At 47.9% G+C, this 18,927-nt stretch carries 14 protein-coding genes; 1 reads left to right on the forward strand and 13 read right to left on the reverse strand.

The genetic code is table 11. From position 1 onward, the window contains the following. Positions 1–205: 205 nt before the first annotated feature. From HF894_RS13610 to HF894_RS13640, 7 genes are all read right to left on the reverse strand, one after another. A complete protein-coding gene (locus HF894_RS13610) occupies positions 206–514 on the reverse strand; it encodes a hypothetical protein (protein WP_021848426.1) in 309 nt (102 codons plus the stop codon). Between the two features lie 251 nt (positions 515–765). Beyond that, positions 766–2,127 (reverse strand): MATE family efflux transporter, encoded by a 1,362-nt coding sequence (locus HF894_RS13615; protein WP_204973080.1) that lies wholly within the window; start codon positions 2,125–2,127, stop codon positions 766–768. Further along, entirely contained in the window at positions 2,127–2,711 is a 585-nt protein-coding gene (locus HF894_RS13620) for a Maf-like protein (RefSeq protein ID WP_204973083.1), read from the reverse strand. The genes HF894_RS13615 and HF894_RS13620 overlap by 1 nt, the downstream gene beginning before the upstream one ends. Before the next feature lie 35 nt (positions 2,712–2,746). After that, positions 2,747–3,277, reverse strand: a complete 531-nt coding sequence (locus tag HF894_RS13625) for a KdsC family phosphatase (RefSeq protein WP_021848423.1) — start codon at positions 3,275–3,277, stop codon at positions 2,747–2,749. 116 nt (positions 3,278–3,393) lie between these two features. Then, positions 3,394–4,182, reverse strand: coding sequence for a Rossmann-like and DUF2520 domain-containing protein (locus tag HF894_RS13630; RefSeq protein WP_204973102.1), 789 nt, complete (start codon positions 4,180–4,182; stop codon positions 3,394–3,396). 16 nt (positions 4,183–4,198) lie between these two features. Then, positions 4,199–4,534, reverse strand: coding sequence for a hypothetical protein (locus HF894_RS13635; RefSeq protein ID WP_021848421.1), 336 nt, complete (start codon positions 4,532–4,534; stop codon positions 4,199–4,201). Then, positions 4,512–5,072 carry a nitroreductase family protein gene (locus HF894_RS13640; protein ID WP_204973085.1) on the reverse strand — a complete coding sequence of 187 codons (561 nt, stop codon included), beginning with the start codon at positions 5,070–5,072 and terminating at the stop codon, positions 4,512–4,514. The genes HF894_RS13635 and HF894_RS13640 overlap by 23 nt, the downstream gene beginning before the upstream one ends. Before the next feature lie 98 nt (positions 5,073–5,170). Between HF894_RS13640 and HF894_RS13645 the strand changes: the two genes are divergently transcribed. Continuing rightward, positions 5,171–6,157, forward strand: a complete 987-nt coding sequence (locus HF894_RS13645) for a GNAT family N-acetyltransferase (protein ID WP_204973087.1) — start codon at positions 5,171–5,173, stop codon at positions 6,155–6,157. Positions 6,158–6,161: 4 nt separating this feature from the next. Here the strand turns inward: HF894_RS13645 and HF894_RS13650 are convergent, their stop codons facing one another. The 6 genes from HF894_RS13650 to HF894_RS13675 all read right to left on the reverse strand — a co-directional run bounded on the left by HF894_RS13650 (position 6,162) and on the right by HF894_RS13675 (position 18,924). Then, positions 6,162–8,231 (reverse strand): alpha-amylase family glycosyl hydrolase, encoded by a 2,070-nt coding sequence (locus tag HF894_RS13650; RefSeq protein WP_204973104.1) that lies wholly within the window; start codon positions 8,229–8,231, stop codon positions 6,162–6,164. 118 nt (positions 8,232–8,349) lie between these two features. Then, positions 8,350–9,774: an Outer membrane protein SusF domain-containing protein gene (locus HF894_RS13655; protein ID WP_204969999.1), complete on the reverse strand. Its 1,425-nt coding sequence runs from the start codon at positions 9,772–9,774 to the stop codon at positions 8,350–8,352. Positions 9,775–9,799: 25 nt separating this feature from the next. Then, positions 9,800–11,032, reverse strand: a complete 1,233-nt coding sequence (locus tag HF894_RS13660) for a cadherin repeat domain-containing protein (protein ID WP_204969998.1) — start codon at positions 11,030–11,032, stop codon at positions 9,800–9,802. A 27-nt stretch (positions 11,033–11,059) separates the two neighbouring features. Then, entirely contained in the window at positions 11,060–12,796 is a 1,737-nt protein-coding gene (locus HF894_RS13665; RefSeq protein ID WP_204969997.1) for a RagB/SusD family nutrient uptake outer membrane protein, read from the reverse strand. Positions 12,797–12,818: 22 nt separating this feature from the next. Beyond that, complete coding sequence (locus tag HF894_RS13670; RefSeq protein WP_204973089.1) at positions 12,819–15,905, reverse strand: SusC/RagA family TonB-linked outer membrane protein; 3,087 nt, start codon at positions 15,903–15,905, stop codon at positions 12,819–12,821. Positions 15,906–16,446: 541 nt separating this feature from the next. Further along, complete coding sequence (locus tag HF894_RS13675; protein WP_204973092.1) at positions 16,447–18,924, reverse strand: glycoside hydrolase family 2 TIM barrel-domain containing protein; 2,478 nt, start codon at positions 18,922–18,924, stop codon at positions 16,447–16,449. Between the last annotated feature and the right edge of the window lie 3 nt (positions 18,925–18,927).

The following is an 18,927-nucleotide window of genomic DNA, read 5'->3' on the forward strand; positions in this document are numbered from 1 at the left end:
GACTGCAAAGTTGCAAAATCAAGTCCGTTTCATCTCAAGAAACCACGTAATTGACTATATTTCAATAATTTCAAAGAACTATTTATCAACTTTTACGGGACAGTAGTGACGTTGGTATTAAAGTACAAAAAGAAACAAGCCGGAAGCGTTTCCTACTACTCCCGGCCTGTCTCTTAAAAAATATTCATTCTACGAACAGCAAGTCTCATTTCACTTCTTCACCTTTATCAGTAAAGAGGACTGACGTTTCTGTTCCGTCTTCTGCTACCAATGTCAGTTTATAGATCTGTGTCTCAGATTCTTCTTCCTGACGTACAGCCGCTTCCTTCAGCGTTTGCTCAGGATAAGCTTTGGTTACAGCATCAACCACAGCCTGAGGAACTTCTTCCAATTTAACGGGAACAAAATCATCCATTACTTGAACGGTCATCATATCGTTCGTATCGACAGTCGTTGCAAAAGCTGCGGTTCCTAAACTCAATGTCATAGCTGCTACAAAAAACAATTTTTTCATAATCGTAAAGTTTAATAGTTAAAACACTTATTGAATAGAATAGTTGATCAAGCTATCTGCCTAACTAAGGACAAATGTAATGCCACAATTCCGTTCTAGAAGCAACCACCTATAAAACAAGCAATTAAAAGAATAAATTCTACACAGAAACAGACTAATTTGGGGAATAATACCACATAAGTTGAGGAAAAGCAACTGTAAAAGTCACGTAAAATCTACAGCAGTATATATAATATTAAACTTGTGAAAGGTTATGCAACCTTCATCCTTGCCAATATACGGGGAAAGAAGAAAGCAAAAATCGTAGTACAGCAGATAGCAGCCACGGCATCGGAGATTCCTTCAGCAGCAAAAATACCCATCACACCCATCCATCGGGGCAACAACAAGGCCAATGGCACCAACAAAATAACCTTGCGAAGCAAGGCAATGAAGATAGACACCTTGGCCTGCCCCAAAGCGACAAACATGTTCTGACAAGCACGTTGCAGCCCGAAAATAGTCATACCAGCCAGAAATACAGGCATCGCGCGAGTCACGGTTTCCGTCAAATGTGCATCACTAGTAAAGATAGCAGACACCAACGAAGGGAAAAGTATCATCAACAATACCAGTAGAAAATTGAAGAGAAACATCACAGTCACCACTATCTTGAAGCATTCCTTCACTCGCTCACGGTTACCGTGCCCAAAATTATAGCTGACTACAGGAACAAAACCTTGGGCAAAACCTGTTAGCGGCACGCTGACACAAAGCATAGCCGCCTGCATCACTGCCAGTGCACTGACGTAGATATCACCATAGCGTTCCAAACTACCGTTCAGCACGAAACCCACCAAACTCTCAGTGCTGGCCATAATGAAGGGCGAAAGGCCCAAAGCCAACGTAGCCCCCACGATACGACGATCCAGCTGCAAATACCTACGTTCGAGCTGTAACGAAGCACGCTTGGAGGTAAGGAATGCCAGTACCCACACGGCACTGCACGCCTGAGACAGGATAGTGGCCAAAGCGGCTCCCTTCACTCCCATATCAAATGTAAAAATAAAAAGAGGATCGAGCACAATATTAAGCACAGCTCCGATAATGACCGAGCACATGGCCACACCTGGCCGTCCCTGACAATTTATAAATGTATTAAGCCCCACGGCCACCTCGACAAAAAGAGTACCCAACAAGTAAACGGAAAGATAGTCTACCGCATAGGACAACGTGTGGGTTGATGCACCGATAGAGGTCAGAATGGGCTTCATGAAAAGATAGGAAACGGTCGAAGTAACCACAGCAAAAAGAACCAACAGTACAAAGCCATTACCCAATATCTTCCCTGCCCGTTCACGATGCCCTTGCCCTAAAGCAATGGCTGCCAACGGAGCACCACCTCCAGCTACAATGGCCGAAAAGGCTGAAATAAGGATGATAACCGAACTCGTCACCCCCACCCCTGCCAACGCATCGGTACCTATACCAGGGATATGGCCGATGTAGACACGATCTACCAACGTATAAAGCAGATTGACCAATTGGGCAGCTACCGCTGGCAGTGCCATGCGAAAGACCAACGGCAGCATACGGTCGGTACCCAAACGTTCTTCGTATTGCGTGTTTGGCATCACTCTACAGACTTCAGTTCACGATAGAGTCGTTGTACGGGCAAGCCCATGATATTGAAATAGCTACCTGAGATGTACTCCACTCCTACGAAGCCTATCCACTCCTGTACGCCATAGGCTCCTGCTTTGTCCATCGGACGGTAGTGGTCTACATACCAACTGATTTCTTCTTCCGTCAGCTGTGCAAAGCGTACCTCAGTCTGTGCCGAAAAGCTACGCTGCCACTCTGTCGTCGTTATACAAACTCCTGTAAATACTTCATGCGTGCGCCCTGACAGGTTACGAAGCATCAGCAAGGCATCCTCACGATCGCGAGGCTTACCCAGCACACGACCGTCCAACCAAACGATGGTATCGGCCGTTATCATCAGCTCGTCGGCCTGCATCAGGTCGCGATAGGCAGCTGCTTTCTCGCGAGCTATGTACAGAGGGATATCACCACCTTGCAACGTTTCAGGATATGATTCATCAACATCAGGCAAAGTGCGCACTTCGTAGTCGATGCCCAAACCAGAAAGCAGTTCCTTGCGCCGAGGCGAATTGCTCGCCAAAATCACTTTGTATTTCTTCAGATTGTCCAGCATAAAAACAATATACAGTGAATAATAAATACCAATAACTACCAACCGAAAGCCCTCTCGTCGGCCATCCAAAGGCCTTGTACCTTGAGGACTTGCTCCACCACGTCGCGCCCTACGCCATAACCGCCGTCGGCATACGAAATGTAACGAGCCACCGCCTTTACCTCTGGGGCTGCATCGCGCGGACAACAGGGAAGGCCACAGGTACGCATCACCTCAAGGTCGGGGATGTCGTCGCCTACGTAAAGTATCTCTTCGTCGCACAAACCATAACGATCGCGAAAGTCACGATAGTCATGTATCTTGACCGACGAGCCCAAGTAAATATTTTCTTCCTTCAAGCCCAAAGAAAGAAAACGACGGCGTACAGCCTCGGTCCGTCCACCTGTAATGATACCAAGCAGTACTCCCATCTTGGCTGCCAGGTGAAGCGAATAGCCATCCTTGATGTTGACAGTGCGCATAGGCTCGCCTTCGGAGCTCATGGGAATGACGTTTGCACTGAGCACGCCGTCCACATCGAAGAGCAAAGCACGTATCTTCTTTAAATCATAATTGATAGTACTCACGATAGGATCATTCGTTTAATTGGGTTTCACTAAAGGTTCAAAAACAGAAAGCATTGTTTTCTAGAGCAGAAAGCGATGAGTTCTTTGCAAGAAAACAGTGCTTTCCTGCAAAAAGCCTATACCAGCCGATGGATATCGTCGCTAAGCAGGCGATAGAGCTGCTGCATCTCGGGTTCGTCGGCCAACATGTCGAGGTGCTTACCGATGACACCCATGTCATAACGAACAGCAGGCCCCGTCTGAGCCAATCGGGGGGAAAGCTCGTGCACCTTGCGTGCCGTCTCGTCGATGAGGGGCAGCATGGCGTCGAAAGGCAAGCCGTGCTTCTGCAGCAGATGTTCGGCCAATGCATACATGTGGTTGGTGAAGTTGCAGGTGAAAACAGCTGCCAAATGAAGATTGCGCCGTTGTTCAGAATTGGCTTCCAGCACCTTGCGCGACAAGGCCGAGGCTATCTGCTTGAGGAAATGCACTTCTTCGTCCGAACTTCCTTCCACAAAGACAGGAATTTCGTGGAAGTCCACCAAGCGACTCTTACTGAAAGTCTGCAAGGGATAGAACACGCCATAGCGCTCCACATGCCCCTTCCAGATGTCCATCGGGATGCTTCCTGCCGTATGTACCCAAAGTCCCTTCCCCTTACCTGCTACAATCTGCGGCAGTAGCTCAACCAAGGCGTCATCCTTGAGCGACACGATGTAGAGTTGCGCATCGGGCACTACATTTTCCAAACTCGTGGTATAGTCGGCCTCTACGGCCTGAGCCAGTGTACGGGCCGAATCCTCCGTACGGCTGTATATCTGTACCACCCGAAAGCCTTTGCGGTAGAAGGCATGGGCCAGGTTGGTGGCCAGGTTGCCCGCACCTATGAACACGATGGATGTATCTTCTATACTTCTTTTTATCATGGATTTCGTTTCGTTATCTCGTAGCTATAAAATAGAGGATGATACCTATCACCAGCAGGGCCAGCGGCAGCAGGTAGGCTGACATGGTTCCCAGCAAAGCAGTAATCAGCCCAAAGTTCAGCACCAGCCAAAGGCCAGCCAGCACCAGACCGACCGACTTGTCGTGCTTGACCAGCAGGAAAATGATGGCCGTATAGAGCAGAAAGTTGTCCTTCTGCATGACCCACGGTAACCCCAGTGCCGCAAAATGCACCAGTTTGTCTAGCAGGTAGAGCACGCCAAAGACCATCAGCGTAATGCCAGTAGCCTTGTAGGTATCCTTGTTGTTATTCGCTTTCGCCGCACTCACTGTCGTTTCCTCCGTATCTGTTCAGATGAATTTTTTCCCATTGCAGGTGTTCCTCGTTGAAGGGCTTGCGTTCCATTCCCTTGTGTCCGATGGCGATGATGCTGAGCACCTGAAGCTGCAAGGGGATATCAAGCACATCGTGCACATATTCGTTCGACGTCACACCTGGTGCAGCAAAACGTTCGCGCACCTGAACCCAGCAGCTACCCAGCCCCAAGTCTTCGGCCTGCAGTTGTAGGTAGATGGAAGCGATAGAGGCATCTTCGATCCACACGTCGCTGCCCATCGGGTCGGCCATGACCACCACCGCCAGCGCCGCATCGGCTATAAACTGCGAAGCCTGTTCCTTGCAACGAGACAACTTCTGAAGCGTCTCCTTATCGTCTACCACGACAAACTGCCAGGCATTGCTGCGCTTGGATGTCGGCGCCATCAGAGCCGCCTTCATCAGCGTTACCACTTCTTCCTGCGTCAATTCTTCGTCCGTAAACTTGCGCATGCTGCGACGGTTCTTTATTAATTCGCTGAAACTTTCCATAACTGAATCATCTATTTGTAGCGAAGAGAACAATCTCTTCCTGATTAAACTTGATAAACGTTGCAAAGATACGAGAATATTTTCTAAATTTGCCGTCGATGCCTTTGAAACTGACGACATATCACATAGGAAGCGACATTCCTCCCCTGCCGGGAAATGATACCTTCCATTCGACGACCCTGTTCCGCATCTACGAGGCGACACCAGGTTACAGTCCCCTGCTCATCGTGGCCAGTCTCGAGGGGCAGCCCGTTGCCAAGCTGCTGGCCGTTGTCCGTCGCAGTGTACGCCTGTTTCCGCCTAGTATCATCCATCGTTGTGAAGTCTTCGGCAACGGCGAATACCTGATCGAAGGCATCGATCGCGAAGCTGTTTTCAGGGACATGCTCCAGCGGCTTACTGAAGAAGCTCTCCGAAGCTGTTTTCTCATCGAATTCCGTAACTTGCCCGATGCCCGTTTCGGCTACCGTTCGTTCCGCTCATACAGTTACTTTCCCATCAACTGGCTACGCGTGCGCAATTCCCTGCACGATACACCTCGCACAGAAGTACGTTTCAGCCCGTCACGCATCCGCCAGATAAAAAAAGGCCTGAAGAACGGTGCCGAAGTACGTGTAGCACGCACCATCGACGAAATCAAAGAATTTGCCCATATGCTGCACCACGTCTATTCATGGAAAATACGCCGTCATTTCCCCAGTCGGGAGTTCTTCCGACAACTGGCCCTACAGGCTACCGACCCTCAGCGGCAAAGCCGCATCTTTATCGTCACTTACAAAAATAAGATTATCGGTGGTAGTGCCTGTATCTACTCGGGCGACAATGCTTACCTTTGGTTTTCGGGCGGCATGCGCAAAACCTACGCCTTGCAATACCCTGGCGTATTGGCTGTATGGAAAGCCTTAGACGATGCCCGCCAACAGGGATACCGCCATTTGGAGTTTCTGGACGTAGGACTTCCCTTCCGCCACCATGGCTACCGCGAGTTTGTTCTTCGATTTGGCGGAAAACAAATCAGCACCCGACGCTGGTTCCGCTTCCGCTGGAAGTGGCTTAACCGGGTGCTGACATGGATTTATAAATAACTGTCTATTTCAGCTTAAATACCACAGAAGAATAGGCCCCCAACTTCACACGCGTCTGCCCTTCTTCAATAGTCTGTTCCGCACTCCCTGATACAGCTACAGCCTTTTCTACATCATCAGTTAAAGGAAACTGAATATCTGCTCCTCCAAAATTATGAAGCACAAGCATTTTTTCTTTATCCTTTGTCATATACCAGGCAGCTAACGACTTATAGGTTTCATTCGTCTCATTATAAACAGGATGTCTGCTCATGGTTCCTTCAGCCAAAGAGGGATAGGTGTTACGAAGTCGTGCAAAAGTGAAATACGTATTCAACAATGAGCCTTCATCCTTCTGTTGCTCAACTACAGATTTTACCGACGAAGCCACTCCTGCATCCACTTTGTCAGTATAGGAAGTCGTATAGTTATCGCCCCACAGCATCGAACCACGCACATACTCATCTCCTTTCTCTTTGGTTCCATACAATCCAAGTTCTTCTCCATAATAAATATAAGGAGAGCCGGCCGTTGTCAACAATACCGCCGCTGCCAACCTACATTTATCACCCGATTTGCCCAACTTAGAGGCTGTACGATCTTCATCGTGGTTAGACAGTTTTGTCGCCTCAATATAATCACTACGGTAAGAGGCATATTCCTGCTGATAGCTCATGATATCCTTGGCAAAGTAACAGCCAGTAACATTGTTGAGAGCCCATTCCAACCGATACCAAAAGGAGAACTCAAACAAAGCAGGGAGTCCTGCATAATAAGGAGCCACCTCGTTATGCTCTGAAAGCACCTCGCCTACCATATAGAAGTCATCCGTCTTACCCGTCTGCTTGTAATAAGCATTCATATCGTCATAGAATGTTTTCAGAAAACGAGGATTTTCATCTGACTTAGCATTATGATAAATATGCTTCACAGCATCCAAACGCAATCCATCCACACCTTTATCAACCCAGCCCCTAGCCGCACTAACCATAGCAAGATAGGTTGGATTGGCAGATACCTCATCTACTTTTCCATAATTCAAATCAGCAAACCAGTCGGTATAGAAATGGGAGTGATAATACCACAAGTTCATCGACTCAAACAGGATATCAGCAGCAGTTTTGTTATCCAATGCAAAGGGTTCTCCCAACTTTATTTTAGCAGACTTGGATGAAGCGCCATATTTCGTACCTCCATCCCATGTTGTATTGCTGGTACGGATCAAAAAGCCCCATGCCGAAGCAAAGTCCACCGTTAAATCATAAATACCATTTCCACGATCATAGAACTTCTTGCAGACCTCATTGCCATAATACAGATACTTAGCCCCAGCGGTACTTGTATTGGGATTATCAGCATCAGGTTTTTCGGCTTTCGTCACCGTCACTGTAGGATGGGCTTCATCCGACCAATCAAGTACGAACTTATAGCATCCCGTCATTTCATCATCGGCAGAAGTTGTCGAAAACCATTCACCTGCATTATATCCGGCCGCCCCTTCTGTAGCAATCATCGGAATCTTTCCTGCTGCAATGTCGGCAGCCGGATCCTGTGAGAAAACATAATAGTCGCGATATTCACTATCAGGCGAGGACTTAGCACTAACAAACCAAGGATGGTCCTTACCAGTATGGTTCATCACATAATCCAGATAAACCTTGATGTTCCGCTGATGTGCTTCTGTCACCAAGCGTTCAAAATCGGCCATCGTTCCATATTGAGGATTGACCGTCGTATAGTCAGTCACATCATATCCATGATACGACATAGCTGGATGGATAGGTGAAAGCCAAATGGCTCCTACTCCCATCTGCTGTAAATAGTCTAGTTTGGCTGTAATACCATTAAAATCACCACATCCGTCTCCATCGCTATCGGCAAAGGAATATACTAGAAGTTGATACGAAATATCAGCTCGCTTCTGATTGTCCCAAGCATCAGGAGTAGCAGTTAAGGTTGTCCACTCTTCTGTTGGCTCAGGATCCGGTTCAGGAGTTGGCTCTGGAATTGGAATATTGCTGTCCGAACAGGTACAAAGAAAAGACAGCAACATAGTAGCAACTGCTCCCAGCAAATAATATCGTATTTTCAGCATCATAAAAGTTCTAATAAGTTATTCAATAGTTCAAAAATCACTCTAATGAAACGATAAAGAGGGTATATCATACAAGACTCACTTCTGATACACCCTCTTTCGCTTAAATAATTACTGATTATTCTTCTGTCAATGTAACATACGGAGCACCTTGAGTTTCCAAATACAATTTAACAGTAAAAGTTCCATCTTTTTCAACAGGAATATTATCTTGACTGTTAAATGTCAGATTAGAGAGACTCGACCCGCCGATATTTACAACGTCCCAAGTACCAACGGTGCGAAATTTGATAGATTTACCTGCTACAAGCTGTACATTAGTAGCTTTCCAGCATTTTTCCACCTCATCATAGGTCAACGGCGTATCACTGTCCCAACCACCAGGTTGTCCGTCACCAATAATACCTAATTGAGCAAACGGAGTCAATGTATAAGTCATGTATACAAGATTGACTTCAATCATATAATGCCCATCTGCCGGCACTGAAATGTTACCCGACATACCATCATTAACTAAAATGCCCTCATCATTGTTGGAGTTCAATCCCCAATTACCGGAACCATCCCAGTTATCAACATTAGAACGGAACTTGAAACCAGACACCAAGTACATAGCACCATAATATTTTCCATTGAAGTTAGGACCTTGCAAAGCATATCCAGTTCCCCATCCATTATTATTACCCACTTCATAGATATACTCTGCAAAGTTAAGTTTCTCAATGCTGTAAGAATATTCCATCATGTTGATAGTGACTTTTATAAACTTAGCATCGCCATCTACCATAACCTTCCAAGAGCCATCATCTGTCAGTTCCGAACGGCGTTTCAGCTTACCTTCCATTCCATTTGCGCCATTTCCTTCTGCACAACCAAAAGCATAGTCCCAATCTGCCTTCTCAAGCGTAATATCATCCGTAATGGCAAACCATATTTCACCATCCTCAACCGGGAAAGTACAAGTGAATACCGGATCATCGTATACATTCTTACCACTGTGACTGAAAGAAAGTGAAGTGTCAGTTATCTCCCAGGAGCTCGGTGCACCGATAAGATAATAATGTTCCGAAATCTGCGGTGCATCCAGCGTAATCTTCAAGCTGAAAGGATCTGCCTCTTTTTTGGCAACAATTTTTCCATCTTCCGTTGTAATCATTACATCCGCAGCAACCTTTACATTCAGTGTACGTTCTACGGGAGCCTTTCCGTATATAGTGGCCACTGCATCCTGCAATTCAGCAGACACTACCGTACCGTCAGCTGCAGCCGTCAAGACAACCGTTTCAACTATGTCTTCTGCTGATAAGGTCAATGCAAATGAATTCGTCTGACCACTTTCCAAATTGGTGGAGAACAGCTGAATGCTTTCTGCTGTTTCCGTTGCAAAATCAATGGTTTCAACAGCAGGTTGTACAGTAAGCGTGAACTTCTCTACTGCCTCATGCTCAGAATTACTCTGCGGGCTAGACCAGTCTGTGTAGTCATCATTGCAGGAAGCAAGTCCTGCAATAATGGCAAAGCCGTATATTAGTTTCTTATTCATATAAATATGCTTTTAAAGTCAATAATTAGATTTGTTTGGCAATGATGCTGAACTCACCGGTGATATCGTTAAACATAATAATCCACGTGCCTGCGGGAACACCGATATTTTTACCACCATTTGTAGCCTTTCCACAAGTGTTAACTTCACCATCTTCAGCGCCATAACCCCAGTTCGTATCCCAAGAAGCAGGAATCTTGAACTTGATTTGCTCTACGGCATCCTCGGCTACAGTCAGTTCGTAACACCATACGTGGTTCTCACCTTCCTTATTGACGGAAGTCATATTATCATCTACCCATTCGTTGAAGCTACCTGTGATACAGATTTGGTCGTACACTGTCGGCGTGATATCCTGCGGAGCGATGACACACGTATTGTCGGCTGTATTCACCGTAACGAGGTAATAACCTGCAGGATTACAAGAGATGTTACCTGCATCACCACCACCATTGCGGAAGACAGCTGTGTTGGCACTTCCACCGCTCATGAAGCCATAATCCCAGTTGCCCAGATCAGAGGGATTCATTTTCCAGCCACCTGTGGTGAAGTAGTTGAGGTAAACAATTTCTCCTGCACCGGTAGCCTTGTCATACGAGTAACCGCTCTGGATGAACAAGGGGAAGGTACTTACGCCAATCATATCATTGCTGGTACTCCAGCCACCATCACCGAAGATGTCACCGATGAGATAGAACATGATGGGGTCGGCATCACGCAATTCCACGTAATAGGGATTTACATTGATTGTCACAACATTAGATGCCACAGCATTCAAACGGTTCGTACCTTCTTGAACGAAAGCGTTGACACGGACTGAAACAGCCTGCTGGGCGGGAACGGCATCCTCACTCCACTGTGCCAACTGTACCAAAGCCTTGTTGAAATCTACAGCAGCTACGTCTGTGACGCACGTGGTAGAAGTCTTGTCTATGGCAATGTAATCGGCTACCGTTGCGCCGCTTTCGTCGGCGAGTGCCTCTGCATAAGGCACTGTAAAGGAATTCGTGAGCGACAGTTGCACTTCATAAACAGCATTAATGGGTGCATTGTCGGCTGTGTATTGAGGCTGCGACCACGACAGTTGTAAAGCTTCCGTAGTAGACAGATCAACCGTTTCGTTGACGTAAGCAGGTGTGTTCAGCTTAAATTCCTTGGGTTGAATCAAGGTAGGGTTGGAATCGTTATCGTCCGAACATCCTGTGAATGCGCCGACGGCACTGATAAGCAGTACGCCGAGCAATAATTTATTCTTCATATTACAATTCTTTTTTTGTTCTGTGTATTAGTTTTCAGTCTCACTGTAACCGTCAATCTGAACCAAGCTTCTGTTAGCTAAGATTTCAGATGTCGGGATAGGATAAACGTTGCGAGTCTTATCGAAAGTTACACCATTGATGTTACCACCCTTATAAGACCAGTTGTAAGTAGCTTGCGTACCACCAAATTGATTGAAACGGATAAGGTCGGTACGGCGCAAACCTTCAAAGTAGAACTCACGGGCACGCTCATCGAGTACATCATTGAGTGTATAACTCGTGCTGACTGTTGCATGGGCACGCTTACGCAGAGCATCAATATACCCCTTGGCTTTACTCGAACCCTCACCATTAATGTGCATCTCAGCTTCGGCTGCATTCAGATAAGCTTCAGCTACACGGAAGAGGAAGAAGTCTGTGTCAACATCATACGTATCGTGCGGAGTAGCACCTGTAGAGTAGTTATTGTTCCATTTCGTGGTCACGATGCCTTGGTAGAAACTGGAATTGTCACCCAAATCGAGTGTGCGTTCGTCAGCACCATCACCTTTACCCCAGAAGAGAGCACGGTCATCGATGTTCAAAGCACGGATATCTGCAGTAGACTTACCTACAAACGATTCAGGATTGCTTGTAAACTTGGCAATCAGTTCGGGACGACAACGCATACCCGACCAGGTGTTACCCGTAGTACCTGCAGTAAGGTTAGTCACTGTTTGCATCTTGTCGTTCCACATGGCGGCAATAAAGAACAACGAGCCACCATAACCTTTTGTTACCTTACCGTCTTGTAACAGCGGGAGGATAGCCTCGCAACTGGCACCATTAGAACCATTATCGCCCATGAAGAGCAAGTCGTAGGGACGGTAACCATTGGAAGTAGCTTGAGCTGAAATTTTCGAATCATCAAACAAGGAGTAGTCAGAATTGATAACCATTTCGGCATACTCCAGAGCCTTATCCCAATAAGGATTGTTCTGACCGTCGTTATTGAGGTAAGTACCGGCATTGAGATATAAACGGCTGAGCAACAACCATGCAGACGCTTTGTCCATACGGCCATAATCAGGGTCGGTATCAGCCTTGGCACGAGCTATAATCAAATCGGGCTCTGCCATCTCAATCTGTCCCTTTACCCAGTTGAAGAGAAATTCACGACCCAATTGCAGCAGTTCGGCACGACTGTAAGTCTGGCTTGCATCATACTTTTCGTTATAGCAATGTGCCTGCTGGGGAATATCGGCTGAAATAGACTCAACGAAAGTAGGATCGCCAAAGAAGTCAAGCATCAGGAAGTAATTGTAAGCGCGAATAAGACGCACCTCTGCCATTTTCTCCTTGTCACTTTGGGCAGCTTCAAGAGTGAGAAAATGATTACAATAGGTGATGTTAGACATCAGACGATAATAAAGAAAACGCAATGTGGCTGTACCCGGCATACAGGCATTGTAACCAATGTCCACGATACCGCCATCACTCCACCAACAAATACCTTCGTCAGTAGAAAGTACATTGAAATTGTAGAGGTTACGAAGCAAGGTAGACTTACCGGCATCGTCAATAGTAAAGTCGGCATTACCATCATTACCCTCCATGATAAGACCGGCATAACACTTACTATAGAGTCCCAGCACACTAGGATTAGCCTCCACATTGGGGTCGATATTGCCCTTGCTGAGGTCGTCCATGCAAGAGGTACCCATAAATGCAGTCAATACCATTGCGACTGCAGGAAATATCTTTCTTATTTTATTGAAATTCATATAAGTCTTTTTTTAGAGTGAATTAGAAGTTCAGATTCAAACCAAGCAGGAACGTGCGGCTACGCGGATAAATGCTGCTTTCCATACCCGAAGTCTGTTCGGGGTCGAGTCCCTTATACTTCGTAATGGTAAAGACGTTGGAGCAAGAAGCATAGATACGGCCAGAAATACCATTGTAATTGCCCGACTTGAAGAGGTTCTCGAAGTTGTAACCCAATGTGATGTTGTCACACTTCAGGAAGCTGGCGTTCTGTACAAAGTAATCAGTCAGTGCATAGTTGTACGAACTCCAACCTAAGTTGATGATATCTCTCGTGCTGTTCTCGTAGTAGCCCTTCGAGTTATAAAGCACAGACGAATTGGCCTTGCCCGATTCGATGTTGTTGTATACATAGTTGCCGAAGCTAGCGCGGAAGTTACTGCCGAGATCCCAGTTCTTATAAGAAAGACGGAAATTGAAACCACCTGTCCAAGGAGCAGTGATACTCTTGTAATAGTAGCGGTCGTTCTCGTCAATGGTACCGTCAGCGTTGCGGTCTACGTAAGCACCCATGATGGGACGGCCAGTTTCGTCATAAACCTGCTGGTACACCCAGAAGGAATTGGCAGGCAGGCCCACCTTGTGGTAAGTGATCTGCTGGTCAGTACCTACTTTCATGCCTGCTTCAATGACATCACGGCCACCATAGAGTTCGGTAATTTCGTTGTCGTTATAAGCCACGTTCACGCCCAATTCCAAGTACCAATCATCTGTTTGTACAGGCTTGCCAGAGAGAGCGATTTCAACACCTCTATTCTCCAGCGAACCGGCATTCAGCAGAATGGCGTTATCAAAATTCTGACCGGCGGGGATAGTCGGCGTGCAAAGCAAGTCGGTAGTTTTACGATAGTAAGCATCTACGTTCAAAGTCAAACGCTGATCGAACATACCGTAGTCCAAACCGATGTTGTAAGTCGTAGTGGTTTCCCAAGTAAGGTCATCGTTATAGGCCAGCGGTTGATAGAGCAGACCGTCGTTTCCGGGACCTACGGGATAGCGGTGGTAATCACTGGTACCAACCTTATAGATAGCAGTATAGTATTCCTTACCCGTGTTTTGCTGACCAGTGTTACCCCAGCCGAGGCGGAGCTTCAAGTCGCTCACGAGGTCAACGTCCTTCAGGAAGCTTTCGTCCTTCACGCGCCAAGCAAAGGCTGCCGAGGGGAAGAAACCCCAGCGCTGTCCTTCAGCAAAGCGACTGGAACCATCATAACGAGCTGTGAAAGTGAAGAGGTAACGATTCATCAACGTATAGTTGGCACGTCCGTACCAGCTGACCAAAAATGTTTGGCCTCTCCAACGAGTAGCGCTGGAACTGTTCACAGTACCCGCTTTTGGGTTACCATTGTCGTCTACACTCTCGTTTGTAGAAGGATAGAAATTCTGATACCATTGGTTACCCCAATATTTCATGTGAGCGTATTCATATCCTCCCATGATATCGAAGTGATGATTTTCGTTGAAGTCCTTATAATATTGGATGTAAGACGAAAGCATTACATTGTATTTCTTTTCCACGTTCTCGCCTACACCACCGAAATAGAAGCCATAGGTAGAGAAGGGGTTATTGTTGGTGTATTCACCACCGTCGGAGTACTCACCAGCCAAGTTGACGTGCAAACGCAGATCTTCAAGACCGTGAACTTTATAGTCAGCCTCAAAATTACCCAACAGCACATGAGCACTCTTGTCGAACGTATAGTGATCAATCAGTTCCACAGGATTCTTCGGAGCATCGTCGTTGCGAGCATAAGGGAAAGTAGGATCAAACTCAGCCGTTGTCTTGGTCCATTGCCAGTAGCCGCCCCAGTTTTTGAACTGTTCGTCACTGCTCTTAATAGGACGCGTGGGATCCATGGTGATGGCTGCACCAATGGCATCCGTGCCACCCGGATTGGTCTTGGCATACGAATACTTGGCGTTGACATTCAAATTGAGGTGCTTGTCAAAGAAAGAGGGATTCAAAGTGAAACCGGCAGTAACACGGCTAAAGTCCGAACCTTTCAAAATACCGTTCTGTCCTGTGTAACCTACACTGACACGATAAGGCATGGACCACTCCTCATTGCCTACACCACCTGTGATGCTGACGTTGTGATCCTGGCTGATACCGGCGCGATAGATTTCGCTCTGCCAGTCTGTATCATATGTACCAGCCGAAAAATCGGGTGTACCATCGTCGTTAAACTTCTTCCAGCCCAAACCTAAATAAGCCGTAGATGTTTCGCCATACTTTTCTTTGATAACGTCTACGTACTCGGCAGCATTCAGTACATCCAGTTTTTTGGCGATAGTGCTGACAGATACCGTACCATTATAAGACACCTTCGGAGCCTGATTTTCATGTCCTTTCTTTGTTGTGATGATGATGACACCATTCGAACCACGGCTACCATAGATGGCGGTGGCCGAAGCATCCTTCAATACAGTGAAAGTCTCAATATCGTTGGGGTTGACCAGCGAGAGAGGATTGCTCATACCCTTGGTACTATTGCCGTCCATGGGCATACCATCAATCACGATCAACGGGTCGTTACTAGCGTTCAAAGAAGCACCACCACGGATACGGATCTGCGCACCTTCACCCGGGGCACCCGAAGCGGTGTTGACGTTCACACCGGCAATCTTACCCTGAATCATGTCTTGAGCGTTGACTACGAGACCTTTGTTCTTTTCATCAGGCTTAATAGCTGTTACAGAACCTGTCAAGTCGTTCTTCTTAGCCACACCGTAACCTATAACCACGACCTCGTTCAGCAGTTCCGTGTCATCTTGCATCGTCACCACTACCTGTGGGGAAGCAGCTACTTCCTGAGTTTTGTAACCGATAAATGAAACAACTAAAGTGGCACCTTGCGGAACAGTCAAAGTAAAATTACCATCCAAATCGGTAATCGTACCGTTAGAAGTGTTACCTTTCTCTACAACATTCGCGCCAATCACGCCACCTAAGGCATCTTTCACATGTCCTTTCACGGTGACTGTCTGTGCATAAGCGCTAACACACAAGAACATCCCTAAAAGAAGGGGTAGAATCGTTCGAAAGATTCTAAGATTAACTTGCTTCATGCATCTAAAAAATTAAAGTTAACAATAAATTATTATCATTTTCCGAATTAAATTCGAACTACATCTAACCATGGGATTAAATAAAAGGCCATAGCATATCACGACAAAAATATAAGTTTAAAGATTACGGCAGGTCAGCAAAAGAGTTAAAGATACCCTTGAAACAATGCAAACGATTGCAAACGCATATACTTTCACAGTGAAATACGCCATTTCACCATATCTACATGAATATCAATATATAAAAAAGACTGTGAAAGCGTGAAAGATCAGATCCGAATTTATACTTAATGTACTAAGAGCTACATAATGCCACAAAAACGACCGAATGTATCCTTTCACACATTATGATAAATGCAAATGTCATAAAGTGCCTCTTTACGGTCGTAAAGTAGATGTTTAGCAAGCTAAAGTAGGACTTTAGAACAGGGAAATACACATCAGGCGTGAACCGCATAAAATAAAAACAGAGTCTTCATCATCTCCGTAATAATCTATGCAATCCACGCCTGAAGGAAACAACAAACGGGGACAATAAGTTTTAAGGTGCAACCTTCAATATCAGTTTTCCTGTCCGCAAACCTTTGGCCTTGGCTTCAAAAATGAGATCTCCTTCCAGCAATCCACTCTGTACAATAGCCGTCAGCTGGCCGCTAAAGGCATGCATGCGTGGCAGGTGGAAGAGGTCCAAACAGGTAGCATCACCGTTGGCGGCAGCACGATAAGTACCAGCTCCCTTGACAGAGAAGGTCACCAGACGGTTGTCAGCTGGGCAGAGGTTGCCGTCCTTGTCCACCACGCGGACGGTGATGTAAGCCAGGTCCTTGCCGTCGGCCGTGAGCTGCATGCGGTCGGCCACCACTTCCAGGTGATGGGGCTTGCCAGCCGTGCGCACAATCTTCTCTTCAGCGGGGCGTCCATCCTTGTCGTAAGCCACGACTTTCAGTTCACCGGCTTCGTAGGGCACGTCCATCCACATCAGGCGGTAGCGGCGTTGCAACCACAAAGCATCCTTTTCCTTCAACGAAAGCGCTGTTTTCGCATCCAGTTTACGCTGCTTTCCGTAGCTCTTCCCGTTGACGAAGAGTTCGGCCTCGGGGTAGCTGGTGTAGACAAAGACGGGCGTGTTCTCCCCTTCACGGCCGGGCCAGGTCCAGTGGGGCAATACATGGAGGGTGTTGTCGCGCTTGTTCCAAAGGCTGCGATAGAGGTAGTAGCGGTCTTTGGGCAGGCTGGCGAGGTCGATGATGCCGAACACGGAGCTATGGCTGGGCCATGCGTCGGTGTCGTAGGGCGACGGTTCGCCCAGGTAGTCGAAGCCTGTCCAGACGAACTGGCCGAGTGTCCAGTCGTAGTCATCGGCCAAAGCAAAGTCCTCGTCGGGCACGTTCGACCACGAGCAGGCCTCCAGGTCGTAACCCGAAGACTGATGGTCGTCGTACATAGCGTGTTTCTTCAGCTCGGCAGGGAACTTGTAGACGCCACGCGAGCTGACGGTGGAAGCCGTCTCGGAGCCCAGCACCAGGTTTTGCGGCAACTGGCCGTAGGCCTCCACGTAGCGGTGTGTACGGTAGTTGAAACCGGGCACATCGAGCATGGCGGCAAAGCCATTGCCCAAGACGCAGGATACCTGATCCATGCCGCAGGTGACGGGACGTGTGGGGTCTTCGCGATGGCAGATGTCCTGCAGGAACGATGCCACCTTGTAGCCTTCGGGGCTGCACTGGGTGGGCACTTCGTTGCCAATGCTCCACATCACCACGCTGGGGTTGTTGCGATACTGGCGAAGCATGTTCACCATGTCCTTCTCCGCCCACTCGTTGAAGAAGCGGTGGTAACCGTTCTCACACTTGGCGATATCCCATTCGTCGAAAGGCTCGAGCATCATCATGAAGCCCATCTCGTCGCAGAGCTGCACCAGCTCGGGCGCGGGCATATTGTGGGAGGTGCGGATCGCGTCGCAACCCATGTCCTTGAGCAACGTCAGCTGGCGACGGAGGGCAGCCACATTGATGGCGGCACCCAACGGACCAAGGTCGTGATGGTTGCACACGCCCTGGAACTTGCGGTGCTTTCCGTTGAGGAAGAAGCCCTTGTCGGCCACCAGCTTGATGCTGCGGATACCGAAGCGGGTGACGTATTCGTCCACCTGACGGCCGTCCACGTATATCTTCGAAGAAGCCTTATATAAATAAGGTGTCTCGGGGCTCCACAACTGAGGCTTGTCCACGAGGAAGTTCTGCTCGAAAGGCTTGCCGTGGTTGATTTTCATCGTATTGTCCTTCACGGCCACCACTTGTCCCTCGGGCGAGAGGATTTCGGTGACGATGCGCACGTCCTGCTGTCCGGCTCCCTCGACGGTAGTCTTGAGGCAGACGGAGGCATAGTCGGCGGCCACGTGGGGCGTGGTGAGCTGGGTACCCCACACGGGTACATGCACCGCTTCCGTGGCTACGACACGCACGTTTCTGTACAAGCCCGCACCCGGATACCAGCGTGAGGACTGGGGACGGTTCTCCAACCGCACAGCCAATACGTTCGGCTGACCGTCCTTATATATATAAGGTGTAACGTCGCAATGGAAGGAATTGTAGCCGCAGGGCCAGAAGCAGGCTTCCTGCCCGTTGACGTAGACGCGCGCCTCGCTCATGGCGCCGTCGAAGACGAGCGACACCTGCTTGCCCGCAGGAGCTTCGAACGTGGTGCGATACCACCCCACCCCTACGTAGGGAAGACCACCCGTTCGGCCTGTCTTCACCGAAGCGGCCGTCTCGAGGTTCTGCGTCACGGCCACATTCTGCAGGTCGTTGTTACGGTCGAAGGGGCCGTAGATGGCCCAGTCGTGGGGCACGGTGACCGTCTCCCACTTCGTGTCGTCAAACTCCGGCTTCATGGCATCGGCCACGTCGCCCTTCGTAAATCTCCAGTTCTTCTCCAACAACGTCTCCGTGCGTTGCTGGGCTGCCATCGTCCAGGCCAACAACAGGCAACACAAGGTTACCAACATTCTTTGGTTCATAGG

It is taken from the genome of Caecibacteroides pullorum (assembly GCF_019239235.1).
Lineage (GTDB): Bacteria > Bacteroidota > Bacteroidia > Bacteroidales > Bacteroidaceae > Bacteroides > Bacteroides pullorum.